12 protein-coding genes are annotated in these 14,398 nt (G+C 53.3%); 5 read left to right on the forward strand and 7 right to left on the reverse strand.

The genetic code is table 11. The annotated features are described in order from the left end of the window. Positions 1-25: 25 nt before the first annotated feature. From glyS to OGX75_RS02500, 3 genes are all read right to left on the reverse strand, one after another. The gene (gene glyS, locus OGX75_RS02490; protein WP_058668264.1) at positions 26-2,095 is read right to left on the reverse strand and encodes a glycine--tRNA ligase subunit beta; all 2,070 of its coding nucleotides are present in this window, start codon (positions 2,093-2,095) and stop codon (positions 26-28) included. A gap of 9 nt (positions 2,096-2,104) precedes the next feature. After that, positions 2,105-3,016, reverse strand: a complete 912-nt coding sequence (gene glyQ / locus OGX75_RS02495; protein ID WP_001168544.1) for a glycine--tRNA ligase subunit alpha — start codon at positions 3,014-3,016, stop codon at positions 2,105-2,107. Between the two features lie 95 nt (positions 3,017-3,111). Further along, a complete protein-coding gene (locus OGX75_RS02500; protein ID WP_012135698.1) occupies positions 3,112-3,414 on the reverse strand; it encodes a YsaB family lipoprotein in 303 nt (100 codons plus the stop codon). Between the two features lie 189 nt (positions 3,415-3,603). On the opposite strand from OGX75_RS02500, the gene OGX75_RS02505 reads away from it, so the two are divergent. Next, positions 3,604-4,599, forward strand: a complete 996-nt coding sequence (locus OGX75_RS02505; protein ID WP_047460352.1) for an acyltransferase — start codon at positions 3,604-3,606, stop codon at positions 4,597-4,599. A gap of 7 nt (positions 4,600-4,606) precedes the next feature. Here the strand turns inward: OGX75_RS02505 and OGX75_RS02510 are convergent, their stop codons facing one another. The 3 genes from OGX75_RS02510 to xylA all read right to left on the reverse strand — a co-directional run bounded on the left by OGX75_RS02510 (position 4,607) and on the right by xylA (position 7,966). Beyond that, complete coding sequence (locus tag OGX75_RS02510) at positions 4,607-4,960, reverse strand: YiaA/YiaB family inner membrane protein (RefSeq protein WP_115180989.1); 354 nt, start codon at positions 4,958-4,960, stop codon at positions 4,607-4,609. A gap of 174 nt (positions 4,961-5,134) precedes the next feature. Next, positions 5,135-6,589, reverse strand: coding sequence for a xylulokinase (gene xylB, locus OGX75_RS02515; protein ID WP_286451000.1), 1,455 nt, complete (start codon positions 6,587-6,589; stop codon positions 5,135-5,137). A gap of 54 nt (positions 6,590-6,643) precedes the next feature. Further along, positions 6,644-7,966, reverse strand: a complete 1,323-nt coding sequence (xylA, locus tag OGX75_RS02520; RefSeq protein ID WP_286451001.1) for a xylose isomerase — start codon at positions 7,964-7,966, stop codon at positions 6,644-6,646. A gap of 366 nt (positions 7,967-8,332) precedes the next feature. On the opposite strand from xylA, the gene xylF reads away from it, so the two are divergent. The 4 genes from xylF to xylR all read left to right on the forward strand — a co-directional run bounded on the left by xylF (position 8,333) and on the right by xylR (position 13,364). After that, positions 8,333-9,325, forward strand: coding sequence for a D-xylose ABC transporter substrate-binding protein (gene xylF, locus OGX75_RS02525; protein ID WP_047460342.1), 993 nt, complete (start codon positions 8,333-8,335; stop codon positions 9,323-9,325). 77 nt (positions 9,326-9,402) lie between these two features. Next, complete coding sequence (locus tag OGX75_RS02530) at positions 9,403-10,944, forward strand: xylose ABC transporter ATP-binding protein (protein WP_286451002.1); 1,542 nt, start codon at positions 9,403-9,405, stop codon at positions 10,942-10,944. Beyond that, positions 10,922-12,103, forward strand: coding sequence for a xylose ABC transporter permease XylH (xylH, locus tag OGX75_RS02535; protein WP_286451004.1), 1,182 nt, complete (start codon positions 10,922-10,924; stop codon positions 12,101-12,103). Before OGX75_RS02530 ends, xylH begins: the two co-directional genes overlap by 23 nt. Before the next feature lie 82 nt (positions 12,104-12,185). Then, positions 12,186-13,364, forward strand: a complete 1,179-nt coding sequence (gene xylR, locus OGX75_RS02540) for a D-xylose utilization transcriptional activator XylR (protein WP_012135707.1) — start codon at positions 12,186-12,188, stop codon at positions 13,362-13,364. A 94-nt stretch (positions 13,365-13,458) separates the two neighbouring features. Here xylR and OGX75_RS02545 read toward each other — a convergent pair whose 3' ends face one another. Beyond that, positions 13,459-14,283 (reverse strand): protein bax, encoded by an 825-nt coding sequence (locus OGX75_RS02545; RefSeq protein ID WP_024131053.1) that lies wholly within the window; start codon positions 14,281-14,283, stop codon positions 13,459-13,461. Between the last annotated feature and the right edge of the window lie 115 nt (positions 14,284-14,398).

Consider the following 14,398-nt stretch of genomic DNA (forward strand, 5'->3'; position numbering starts at 1 on the left):
CAGGTTTTATTTTATTGCGACAAACTTACTGCAACAGGGAAATATCCGCTACCTGCAGGAACAGCTCACGCAGTTTCGCCAGCATAGAGAGGCGGTTGATGCGCAGATCTTTGTCATCAACCATCACCATCACTTTTTCGAAGAACGTATCGACCGGTTCACGCAGCTCAGCCAGTTCGACTAGCGCTTCCTGGTAACGACCTTCAGCAAACACGGGTTCAAGTTTGTCACGCAGAACCACAACTTGCAGAGCCAAAGCAATTTCCTCTGGTTCCTTCAACGTTGCCGCATTGACACGATCGTTCAGCACTTCGTCGGACTTCGCCAGAATGTTGGACACACGTTTGTTCGCCGCCGCCAGCGCGGAGGCTTCTTCCAGCGTGCGGAAGTGCGACACGGCCTTCATACGGGCATCGAAATCCGCCGGACGGGTCGGACGACGCGCCAGAACCGCCTGAATGGTGTCCACGGTGTAACCTTCATCCTGATACCAGGCGCGGAAACGACCGAGCATAAAGTCGATAACGTCATCAACCACATTCGCGTTGGTCAGCTTGTCGCCGTACAGACGCGCCGCTTCTTCGGTCAGCGTTTGCAGATCCAGATTCAGGTTCTTCTCAACGATGATACGCAGCACGCCCAGCGCGGCACGACGCAGCGCGAACGGGTCTTTATCGCCTTTCGGATGCTGACCGATACCGAAGATCCCCGCCAGCGTGTCCATCTTGTCGGCAATCGCCAGCGCGCAGGCAACCGGGTTAGACGGCAGGTCGTCACCGGCAAAGCGCGGCTGATACTGCTCGTTCAGCGCGACAGCTACATCTTCCGCTTCGCCGTCATGGCGCGCGTAGTGCATCCCCATGACGCCCTGCGTGTCGGTGAACTCAAAGACCATGTTGGTCATCAGGTCACATTTCGACAGCAGGCCCGCACGGGTCGCGTGGTTAACATCCGCGCCAATTTGTTCAGCAATCCAGCCCGCCAGCGCCTGAATACGGTCGGTCTTGTCGCGCAGCGTACCCAGCTGTTGCTGGAACAGCACGGTTTGCAGACGCGGCAGGTTATCTTCCAGACGTTTTTTACGGTCGGTATTGAAGAAGAACTCGGCATCTGCCAGACGCGGACGCACCACCTTCTCGTTACCGGAGATGATTTGCTGCGGATCTTTAGATTCGATGTTCGCCACGAAGATAAAGTTCGGCAGCAGTTTGCCGTCTGCGGCGTAAACCGGGAAGTATTTCTGGTCGCCCTTCATGGTGTAAACCAGCGCTTCAGACGGCACCGCGAGGAATTTCTCTTCGAATTTCGCCGTCAGCACCACCGGCCATTCCACCAGCGAAGTGACCTCTTCCAGCAGGCTCTCGCTCAGGTCAGCGTTACCGCCAATCTGACGCGCCGCTTCTTCTGCATCGGCTTTGATTTTCGCTTTACGCGCTTCGTAATCAGCAACAACTTTACCGCGCTCCAGCAGGATTTGCGGATACTGGTCAGCAGTGTCGATGGTGATTTCCGGCTCGCCCATAAAACGATGGCCGCGAATGACGCGATCGGACTGGATACCCAGAATCGTTGCCGGAATGAGCTTGTCGCCCAGCAGCAGCGTTACGGTGTGTACCGGACGCACGAAGTGAACGTCAGACGCGCCCCAGCGCATCAGTTTCGGAATCGGCAGTTTCGCCAGAGAGGTGGCAATCATGTTCGGCAGCAGCGCTTCTGCGCTTTCGCCTTTCACATGCGCGCGATACAGCAGCCATTCGCCTTTGTCAGTGGTCAGACGTTCAGCCTGGTCCACGGTGATACCGCAACCACGCGCCCAACCTTCTGCCGCTTTGCTCGGTTTGCCTTCCGCGTCAAACGCCTGGGCAATCGCCGGGCCGCGTTTTTCAACTTCGCGATCGGGTTGAGAAGCAGCAAGATTCGCCACTTTCAGCGCCAGACGGCGCGGTGCGGCGAACCACTCTACGTTGCCGTGTGCGAGGCCAGCGTTATCCAGCTCCGCAGTAACGTTCGCAGCAAAGGACTCCGCCAGGCTGCGCAGGGCTTTTGGTGGCAGCTCTTCAGTGCCGATTTCCACCAGAAAAGTTTTCTCAGACATGGCCGCCTCTTATTTGTCTTTGTTGCACATCGGGAAGCCAAGGGCTTCACGGGAAGCGTAGTAAGCTTCTGCCACTGCTTTGGTCAGGGTGCGAATGCGCAGGATGTAGCGCTGACGCTCGGTAACGGAGATGGCTTTACGCGCATCCAGCAGGTTAAAGCTATGGGCGGCTTTCAGAATACGCTCGTAAGCAGGCAGCGGCAGCGGGTTTTCCAGCGCCAGCAGTTGCTGTGCTTCTTTCTCATACTGTTCGAAACAGGTGAACAGGAAATCCACATCGGCGTATTCGAAGTTGTAGGTGGATTGCTCCACTTCGTTCTGATGGAACACGTCGCCATAGGTGGTTTTACCCAGCGGGCCGTCGCTCCAGACCAGGTCGTAAACGCTGTCTACGCCCTGAATGTACATAGCCAGACGTTCCAGGCCGTAGGTGATCTCACCGGTAACCGGCTTACACTCCAGACCGCCAACCTGCTGGAAGTAAGTGAACTGAGTCACTTCCATGCCGTTCAGCCACACTTCCCAACCCAGCCCCCAGGCGCCCAGCGTCGGGTTTTCCCAGTTATCTTCCACGAAACGGATATCGTGGATAGTCGGGTCCATCCCCAGCTCTTTCAGAGAACCGAGATACAGCTCCTGGATGTTATCCGGCGATGGCTTAATCACCACCTGGAACTGATAGTAGTGCTGTAAACGGTTCGGGTTTTCGCCATAGCGACCATCGGTCGGACGACGAGAAGGCTGCACATAGGCAGCCGCCATCGGCTCTGGCCCCAGCGCGCGCAGACAGGTCATTGGGTGAGAAGTCCCCGCGCCGACTTCCATGTCCAATGGTTGAACAATGGTGCAGCCCTGGCGAGCCCAGTAATCCTGTAAGGTCAGGATCAAGCCCTGGAAGGTCCTGGTATCAAACTTTTGCATATTATTTCGTGCTGGATACGTGTGGATTTAAAGGAAGGGATCAGTATACCCGCTGACCGCAAGATATACAGTACGAAACGGGAAAAAGGGGGAACTTAGCGCATGGAAAGATGTAAAAACTGCCCTTCTGCGTCAAAAGAGCAAACAAAACTCTCTTTGCGGAAAGTATTGCCGCGCATCTCATAGCTACCCTGGTATTGCTCAAAACCGGTCACATCAATTTTCTGCGTGCCGGTGTTATAACGCCGCGCCGCCTGCGCTTTGCACAATGCTTCCATATCCAGTGAGCGTTCCGGGTTCACGTTGACCTTCTGCGCCTTCTGAACCGGCTGCGCTGTCGTCGCGCATCCCACCAGCAGGAGGGTTAACAGCGCCGGAAAAACAGACTTCATCATCATTTTTATTACCGCCTTATTTGCCGGTCGCTCTTATTATTATTAAGGTTAGGGTTTAGCCCAAAAGACAGGCGCATTTTGCGAATCTCGCTGGGCCATCACAAGCTTTAGCGTAAAAACTCAGAATATTCCAGTGAGATACCGCGCCAATAAACAAGTCAGACCCTATTTAAAACGGAAGCAGAGGCACTGATGCAACCCAAAATATACTGGATTGATAATTTGCGAGGGATCGCCTGTTTAATGGTCGTGATGATCCACGCCACCACCTGGTACGTCACCAATGCGCAAAGCATCAATCCATTTAGCTGGGATTTTGCCAATGTCCTGAACTCTGCCTCACGCGTCAGCGTACCGCTGTTTTTTATGATCTCGGGCTATCTCTTTTTTGGCGAACGTAGCGCCCAGCCGCGACATTTCCTGCGCATTGCGCTCTGCCTGCTGTTCTATAGCGCCGTTGCGTTGGTATATATCACCCTTTTTACGTCGATTAACGCAGAGCTATCGCTGAAAAACCTGCTGCAAAAACCGGTGTTCTACCACCTGTGGTTTTTCTTCGCGATCGCGGTGATCTACCTGGTATCGCCGTTAATACAGGTTAAAAACATCAGCGGCAAAATGCTGCTGGTGCTGATGATCGTCATTGGCGTTGTCGCCAACCCCAATACCGTGTCGCAAAAAATCGGCGGATTTGAGTGGCTCCCCGTTAACCTGTATATCACCGGCGACACGTTTTACTACATCCTCTATGGCATGCTGGGCCGGGCGATTGGCATGATGGAGACACAAAAACGTTCGCTGACCTGGATAAGCGCCGCGCTTTTCATTACGGCGGTATTGATTATTTCGCGCGGAACGTTACATGAACTCAACTGGCGCGGAAATTTTGCCGATACCTGGTACGTCTATTGCGGCCCAATGGTGTTTATTTGCGCCGCGTCGCTGCTCACGCTGGTCAAAAATACCCTGAATACGCGCACGGTTCCCGGGCTGGCGCTGATTTCCCGCCACTCACTCGGTATTTACGGGTTTCACGCGCTGATAATCCATGCGCTACGGACGAATGGCGTGGAGTTTAAACGCTGGCCGCCGCTGGATATCGTATGGATTTTTACCCTCACCCTGGCCGGAAGTTTGCTGCTGTCGATATTGCTACAGAAGATTGATACGCGCAGGCTGGTCAGTTGACCGGCCCTTATTCGTCATCAGAATACGTGGCGTACATATCCGTACCCAACAGACTCACGCCCAGCCCCAGAAGGCACATCACTTTGACGGCGACCGGTAAATCAATATTCCATAGACCGACAAAAAGCATACCTGCGGCGAGAAGTAACAGATATTTGCACCGGGTGAGCAGACGCTCATTTCCCGTCGGCTCCTGGCGTATTAACAGGGGAAAGCCACTCATCACCATTATCGCAAAAAAATAGCCCTTGTCGCTCAACGAGTGGCAAGCAGGCCACAGCCCTGTCAGATAGACCAGCGCACCGCCCGCCAGCATGATTAAACCGGCCAGACGCTTCCTGCGCGCAACCTTATCGTCCATATCACTCTCCTTATGCTTTGCCGATTCACATTAAGACAAGAAATAAGAATGGAAAAGACGATAACCGGACAATAACGTGAAAATCAGAAAACACACATATTGATTTCGATATATATCGAGGCAATCAATATGAAATAAGAATTCCTTCCGGCCACTGCCGGAAGGAATAGCGGATTAAGACATGAGCGGTAATAACTGCTGGTAAATGCGGCGGAACGTTTCGCGACGTTCAAGGTAACGCGCATGGCGTTCAGCATCAGGGAAATGCGCTTGCTCCAGCGGAAGCTGCGGTAATAAATCAGATAATGATTGCTCTTTATTCATCGCAATTTGCGCCAGACGCGCGGCGCCCAATGCCGGGCCTACATCGCCGCCGGTGCGGTAATCAAGCTGTAGCCCGCAGATGTCCGCCAGCATTTGTCGCCAGTATTCACTGCGCGCCCCGCCGCCGATCAGCGTCACGCTGCCGGGTTTCACGCCACAGGCATGCACAACATCCATGCCATCCGCCAGCGCATAACCGACGCCTTCCAGCACCGCCCGCGCCAGCTCTGCGGGGCCATGCTGATGCGTAAGGCCAAAGAATACGCCCTTCGCCTGCGGATTATTATGCGGCGTGCGTTCGCCGGAAAGATAAGGCAGGAACCAGACGGCATCCGCGTTATCATCCGCCTGGCGTGCCGCGTCAATCAGCGCGGGAACAGACGCCTGACCGGTCAATTTTGCCGCCCAGTCCAGGCAGGATGCCGCGCTCAGCATGACGGACATCAAATGCCAGCGTTCGGGCAGCGCGTGGCAAAAACTGTGTACCGCACTTTCTGGTTTACTGAGAAAACCGTCGCTCACCGCAAAATAGACGCCTGATGTTCCCAGCGACAGCATGGCCTGACCCGCATTGATCATCCCCACGCCCACCGCGCCCGCCGCGTTATCTCCGCCCCCTGCAACAACAGGCACCGCAGACATCCCCCAGGAGTGCGCCACCTCAGGCAACACCGTACCGGTGATGTCGCTGCCTTCGTACAGAGCGGGCATGTGTTCACGGGTTAGCTGACAAGCGTTGAGCATGGTGTCGCTCCAGTCGCGCGCTGCGACATCCAGCCACATCGTTCCCGCCGCGTCCGACATATCGCTGGCAAAATCCCCCGTCATACGCAGACGCAGGTAATCTTTAGGTAGCAGCACCTTTGCAACCTGGCGGAAGATATCCGGCTCATGGCGCTGAACCCACAGCAGTTTTGGCGCGGTAAAGCCGGGCATCATCAGATTGCCGGTAATGGCGCGAGACTGCGGAACCTGCTGCTCAAGCAGCGCGCACTCTTCACCACAGCGTCCGTCATTCCATAAAATCGCCGGGCGTAGTACCTTCTGGTGTTTATCAAGCAACGTGGCGCCGTGCATCTGCCCGGCAATCCCCAGCGCCTTTACATCACGTAATGAATGCTCTCGCCCCAGCGCTTTTACGGCGCGATCCGTCGCCAGCCACCACTGTTCGGGATCCTGCTCCGACCATAATGGATGCGGGCGAGAGACGGACAGTTTCTCCGTCTGCGAGGCCAGCACGTCTCCCTGCTCATTCAGCAGGATGGCTTTCACACCGGACGTGCCCAGATCTATCCCGATATACATCGTGACCACTCCTTTATCGATGCGCCGCGTTGGCTAAACGCGGCGCAATGGCGATTACTTGTCGAACAGATAATGATTCACCAGATTTTCCAGCAGTTCCTGATGGCCGCTTTGATGCACCGGCGCCAGATTACGCTGTTCAGCATAGTGCGCGACGTCGCTCAGGGATAACTGGCCTTTCAAAATTTGCTGGCCCAGTTCGCTATTCCAGCCGGAATAACGTTTCGCCACGCGTTTATCCAGTTCGCCATCTTCAATCATGCGCGCTGCCACTTTTAATGACAGCGCCATCGTGTCCATCGCGCCAATATGACCATAGAACAGATCGTATTTGTCGGTGCTCTGGCGACGAACCTTCGCGTCAAAGTTCAGCCCGCCGGTCGTGAAACCGCCCGCTTTCAGGATTTCATACATCACCAGCGCGTTCTCTTCGACGCTTACCGGGAACTGGTCGGTATCCCAGCCCAGCTGCGCATCGCCACGGTTGGCATCCACAGAACCAAAAATACCCAGCGCAATGGCGGACGCAATCTCATGATGGAAAGAGTGGCCTGCCAGCGTGGCGTGGTTGGCTTCAATGTTCACCTTGATCTCTTTTTCCAGGCCGAACTGCTTGAGGAAGCCGTAAACCGTTGCCACATCGTAGTCATACTGGTGTTTTGTCGGCTCCTGCGGTTTTGGCTCGATCAGCAGCGTACCCTGGAAACCTGTTTTATGTTTATGTTCCACCACCATCTGCATAAAGCGGCCAATCTGCTCGCGTTCCTGGCGCAGATCGGTATTCAGCAGGGTTTCATACCCTTCACGGCCCCCCCACAGAACGTAGTTTTCGCCGCCCAGTTTGTGCGTGGCGTTCATCGCGTTCACCACCTGCGTCGCCGCCCAACTGAAGACTTCCGGGTCCGGGTTCGTCGCCGCCCCGGCGCCGTAACGCGGGTTGGTAAAGCAGTTCGCGGTGCCCCATAACAGCTTCACGCCGCTCTGTTCTTGCTTCGACTCCAGCACATCGACCATCTGCGCAAAGTTGTTTTTATACTCTTTCAGCGAGGCGCCTTCCGGCGAAACATCCACATCGTGGAAGCAGTAGTAAGGCACGTTCAGCTTATGGAAAAATTCAAACGCCACATCCGCCTTGCGCTTCGCCAGCTCCAGCGCATCGCCGGGCTGTTGCCACGGACGGCTGAACGCGCCTACGCCAAACATATCCGCGCCGTTCCAGCAGAAGGTATGCCAGTAGCAGGCCGCAAAACGCAGATGCTCTTCCATGCGTTTACCCAGTACGATTTCATCTGGATTATAATGGCGGAAAGCTAACGGATTAGTGCTTTTAGGGCCTTCATAACGAACACGATCGAGTTGGTCAAAATAAGCCTGCATAATGAACTCCATAATCAGGTAATACGGCGAGGGATGGGTAATGGCGTAATATTGGTTACTCGATTCACATTGCTCAATTATGTTATTTCACTCTGCTATTTAGATAATTCGTAAGTGTGCGCTGCCTCGCAAAATAAAAGTAACCGTCTGCAAAAAATGGTTATTCATCAACAACGAAATGTAACGGGCGTAATGCGTCATTAAAAGTACGATCTCGGTCATAATTCACGAAATAAACCAAAAATCGTAACTGCAAGATAAAAATCTATAATTGCCTTCCGCGTATTAACTGCTAAAAATCTGCTACGTCTCACGCTGTGATTGTTACTTTTACCGCTGTTCCCTCTAACAAAAGGCATCACGATTATGAAGATAAAAAACATCTTACTCACCGTCTGCACTTCACTCCTGCTCGCCAGCATAACGGGACATGCCAAAGAAGTTAAAATTGGTATGGCTATCGATGACTTACGTCTGGAACGCTGGCAAAAAGATCGCGATATTTTCGTGAGCAAGGCCGAATCCCTCGGCGCAAAAGTATTTGTACAATCTGCCAATGGTAATGAAGAAACCCAAATGTCGCAGATTGAAAACATGATCAACCGTGGCGTTGATGTTCTGGTCATTATTCCTTATAACGGGCAAGTATTAAGCAATGTCGTAAAAGAAGCGAAACAAGAAGGAATAAAAGTATTAGCGTACGACCGCATGATAAATGATGCCGACATCGATTTTTATATTTCTTTTGATAACGAAAAAGTCGGTGAATTACAGGCTCAGGCGTTGGTCGATAAAGTGCCTGAAGGGAATTATTTCCTGATGGGCGGCTCGCCAGTAGATAATAATGCAAAATTGTTCCGCGCCGGGCAAATGAAAGTATTAAAACCTTATATCGATTCAGGAAAAATTAACGTCGTCGGCGATCAATGGGTGGACGGATGGTTGCCTGAAAATGCGCTGAAAATTATGGAAAATGCGCTGACCGCAAACAATAACAAAATTGACGCGGTTGTCGCTTCCAATGACGCGACCGCAGGCGGTGCGATTCAGGCGCTCAGCGCTCAGGGATTATCAGGAAAAGTCGCTATTTCCGGTCAGGATGCCGACCTTGCGGGCATTAAACGTATTGTCGCAGGCACGCAGACCATGACGGTTTATAAACCCATCACGCTACTGGCGAATACCGCCGCCGAGATCGCCGTCGAGCTGGGTAACGGGCAACAACCTAAGGCCGACGCCACGCTGAATAACGGTCTGAAAGATGTCCCTTCCCGCCTGCTTACTCCAATTGATGTTAATAAAACCAATATTGACGAAACCGTGATTAAAGACGGGTTCCACAAAAAGAGTGATCTGTAAACGTTGCGCCCTCTACAACAGCGGAGGGCGTCAAACCCTCCATGCCGGGTTCTCGCATTGGCTTATGTGGAGTAGTTATGCCCTATCTACTTGAAATGAAAAACATTACCAAGACCTTCGGCGCAGTGAAGGCAGTTGATAACGTCAGCCTCAGGCTTAATGCCGGGGAAATCGTTTCATTGTGCGGTGAAAATGGTTCGGGTAAATCAACGTTAATGAAAGTGCTGTGCGGTATTTACCCTCATGGCTCTTATGAAGGTGAAATTCTGTTTGCGGGAGAAACACTGCAAGCCGGTCATATTCGTGATACCGAACGTAAGGGCATTGCTATTATTCACCAGGAGTTAGCGCTGGTTAAGCACTTAACCGTGCTGGAAAATATCTTCCTGGGCAGCGAAATCACCCGTAACGGCATTCTTGATTACGACATGATGACGCTACGCTGCCAGAAGCTGTTAGACCAGGTCAGTTTGTCTATCTCACCGGATACCCGCGTGGGCGACCTGGGCCTGGGGCAACAACAGCTGGTAGAAATTGCCAAAGCGCTTAATAAACAAGTTCGGCTGCTGATTCTTGATGAGCCGACGGCCTCCCTCACGGAACAAGAAACCACCGTGCTGCTGGAAATTATTCGCGATCTGCAACAGCATGATATTGCGTGTATTTATATCTCACACAAGCTCAATGAAGTTAAAGCTATCTCGGACACAATCTGCGTGATCCGCGACGGCCAACATATTGGCACCCGCGCAGCCGCCGGAATGGAAGAAGACGATATCATCACCATGATGGTCGGTCGCGAGCTGACGGCGCTCTATCCTAATGAACCACATGCTACCGGGGAGGAGATTTTGCGCGTTGAGCACCTTACCGCCTGGCACCCCGTCAACCGTCACATCAAACGCGTCAATGATGTCTCCTTTTCGCTGAAACGGGGCGAGATTCTCGGCATTGCAGGGCTGGTCGGCGCGGGCCGCACGGAGTTAGTGCAATGCCTGTTCGGCGTCTGGCCCGGGCGCTGGGAAGGAAAGGTCATGATCGATAATCAGGCCGTGGATATTCGTCATTGCCAGCAAGCGATCGCTCATGGCATTGCAATGGTGCCTGAAGACAGGAAACGCGACGGCATTGTGCCGGTTATGGCCGTCGGGAAAAATATCACGCTGGCGGCGCTCGATCGGTTCACCGGGAAGATAAGCCATCTTGACGATGCCGCAGAGCAAAAATGCATTCTGGAATCGCTGCAACGCCTGAAAGTGAAAACATCCTCGCCTGATTTAGCGATTGGGCGCCTTAGCGGCGGGAACCAACAAAAGGCCATACTGGCGCGCTGTCTCCTGCTGAACCCGCGCATTCTCATCCTCGATGAACCCACCCGAGGAATCGATATCGGCGCGAAATATGAAATCTACAAACTCATTAACCAGCTTGTTCAGCAAGGTATTGCTGTCATCGTCATCTCGTCGGAACTCCCCGAGGTTCTTGGATTAAGCGATCGCATCCTGGTGATGCACGAAGGAAAACTGAAAGCCAACCTGGTGAATCATAACCTGACTCAAGAACAGGTGATGGAAGCCGCATTGAGGAGCGAATATCATGTCGAAAAACAATCCGTCTGAAGTGAAACTCTCAGCCCCTCTGACGGGCGGTTTTCTTGGGTTAAAATCACTGAACCTACAGGTGTTCGTCATGATCGCGGCGATTATTGTGATCATGCTGTTCTTTACCTGGACCACGGAAGGCGCATACCTGAGCGCGCGCAACGTCTCCAACCTGCTTCGTCAGACGGCGATCACCGGTATTCTGGCCGTGGGGATGGTTTTCGTGATTATCTCTGCGGAAATCGACCTCTCCGTTGGCTCAATGATGGGGCTATTAGGCGGCGTCGCGGCAATCTGCGACGTCTGGCTGGGCTGGCCATTGCCGCTTACGATTGTTGTCACGCTGGCGCTGGGTTTACTGCTCGGCGCCTGGAACGGGTGGTGGGTCGCCTACCGGAAAGTCCCTTCGTTTATCGTCACCCTGGCCGGGATGCTGGCTTTCCGTGGCATTCTCATTGGCATCACGAATGGTACGACCGTCTCGCCCACCAGCTCGGCGATGTCGCAGATTGGTCAGAGCTACTTATCCAACGGTCTGGGCTTCACAATAGGCGCCATCAGCTTAATGGCGTTTATCGGCTGGCAATGGCGCGGGCGTATGCGTCGGCAGGCTCTGGCGCTTAGCACCCCAGCTTCTACTGCGGTCGTTGGTCGCCAGGCGCTGACCGCCGTCATTGTCCTGGGCGCAATCTGGCTGCTGAACGATTATCGCGGCGTTCCAACGCCCGTACTGCTGCTGGTATTCCTGCTGCTTGGCGGTATGTTTATGGCGACGCGAACGGCGTTTGGCCGGAGAATTTATGCGATTGGCGGCAATCTGGAAGCCGCTCGTCTCTCCGGCATTAACGTTGAGCGAACCAAACTGGCGGTCTTCGCCATCAACGGCCTGATGGTGGCGATTGCGGGGCTGATACTCAGTTCGCGCCTCGGCGCCGGATCGCCTTCCGCCGGGAACATTGCCGAGCTGGACGCGATTGCCGCCTGCGTGATCGGCGGAACCAGCCTGGCGGGTGGCGTGGGTAGCGTCGCGGGCGCCGTCATGGGGGCGTTTATTATGGCCTCTCTTGATAACGGAATGAGTATGATGGACGTGCCCACATTCTGGCAGTACATCGTGAAAGGTGCGATCTTGTTACTGGCAGTATGGATGGACTCAGCAACTAAACGTCGTTCCTGAATTCCAGAAAAGGGGTCATGCTCAATGCCGGTCAACACGTACCGGCATTGTCCTTTATGACTGATTCAGCAGGGAAAGAACTATGTTTGAGAAACGCCACCGTATCACACTGTTATTTAATGCAAATAAAGCCTACGACCGTCAGGTAGTGGAAGGCGTGGGTGAATATTTACAGGCATCGCAATCGGAATGGGATATCTTCATTGAAGAAGACTTCCGAGCGCGAATTGATAACATCAAAGAGTGGTTGGGCGATGGCGTCATTGCCGACTACGATGACGATGACATTGCTCAGGCGCTTGCCGATGTGGATGTGCCCATTATCGGCGTCGGCGGTTCTTACCACCTTGCTGCACACTATCCATCCGTCCATTATATCGCCACCGATAACTACGCACTGGTGGAAAGCGCCTTTCTGCACCTGAAAGAAAAAGGGATCAATCGCTTCGCCTTTTATGGCCTGCCCGCCTCCAGCGGCAAGCGCTGGGCGGCTGAGCGTGAATACGCGTTTTGCCAACTGGTTGCACAAGAAAAATACCGTGGCGTGGTCTATCAGGGGCTGGAAACCGCACCGGAAAACTGGCAGCACGCGCAAAACCGGCTGGCGGACTGGCTGCAAACCCTGCCGCCGCAAACCGGGATTATCGCCGTTACCGACGCCCGGGCGAGACATGTGCTGCAAGTTTGCGAGCATCTGCATATCCCGGTTCCCGAAAAGCTGTGCGTCATCGGTATTGATAACGAAGAACTGACCCGTTATCTGTCGCGGGTCGCGCTGTCATCGGTCGCTCAGGGAGCCAGGCAGATGGGCTATCAGGCGGCAAAACTGCTACACCGCCTGCTGGATAAGGAAGTGCTGCCGCTGCAACGTATTCTGGTTCCGCCTGTGCGCGTCGTTGAGCGTCGCTCGACGGACTACCGCTCATTGACCGACCCGGCCGTCATACAGGCGATGCATTTCATCCGTAACCATGCCTGCAAAGGTATTAAAGTCGATCAGGTGCTGGACGCGGTCGGTATCTCCCGCTCGAACCTGGAGAAACGGTTTAAAGAAGACGTCGGGGAGACCATTCACGCCGTTATTCATGCTGAAAAACTGGAAAAAGCGCGCAGCCTGTTAATTTCAACCACGCTGCCGATTAACGAAATATCACAGATGTGCGGCTACCCATCCCTGCAATATTTCTATTCTGTTTTCAAAAAGGAGTATGACACGACGCCAAAAGAGTACCGCGATCGGTACAGTGAGGTGTTGTTGTAGCGGGGTCTTTTGTAGGCCCGGTAAGCAAAGCGTCACCGGGCGTTTGTGCCGGATGGCGGCGCAAGCGCCTTATCCGGCCTACAAAATCGGGTCATTACATATGCGCGGCGATTAAACGCTGGTTATCCTGATACATCGCGAACAGATAGTTGTTGTAGCTCTGCCCTTTCGTCGAATAACCCTTCAGCTTATGAATCATCGCGCTTGCGGTAACTTCCTGATCCGCCTTACGCAACTGGGCGCGAGACTTACGGAAAGACGAGTAAGCAGGATGCGTGTTCAGGTTAATCACGTACGCGTTAACCGACTCTTTAACCGAGCCGAACTGCGAGTAACCTTTCACTTTACCCGGCGCATTGGTACAACGCCCTTTTCCGCATTTCATGCCGAACAGGTTATTGTTGTTGCGCGCCAGTTTAGAGGTTCCCCAGCCGCTTTCCGCCGCCGCCATCGTCGCCACCATACTGGTCGGGATGATGTCTACGCGTTCCAGCAAGGTATTCCACGGAATGTTACGCGTGTTGCCAGACCACTTTACCTTGTAGCGCGCAGCGATATCTTTCATACGCGTACGCTCAGAAGGCGACCAGCGGTTCTGATATTGTTTTGAAATCAGCCAGTTACGATCCGCAGTAATCGCAGCATTTTGACTGGTGATAAAAGGCATAACCGTCCGGAGAAACGCTTTTTTCCTTGGTGTTCCAGAAGGGTATTTTCGCAAATCAGGAAGTGAACTACTCTTTGCACTATTGCGAGAATACTCTTGTTTACTGCTTACCTGTTTATGACCTGTCTTGGTTACGTGGGACTTTTGACTCGTTGTTGTCGTGTGCGCCTTCGCCAGCACCTCACCCGAAAATACTACGGTGAGTAACATAAGAATCATTGCCCCATATCGTCGTATGGGCGTCAATATCATTAGGTCTCCTGGTCGGATTTATACATTCCAACGCCTTATATTTTTCAAAAAAATGAGAGATGAATCTCAAATCATATCAAAAATAACCGTCAAGAGCACCCCAAGGAATAGTCCA

The organism is Citrobacter sp. CK199 (genome assembly GCF_030333285.1).
In the GTDB taxonomy this organism is placed as follows: domain Bacteria; phylum Pseudomonadota; class Gammaproteobacteria; order Enterobacterales; family Enterobacteriaceae; genus Citrobacter_B; species Citrobacter_B koseri.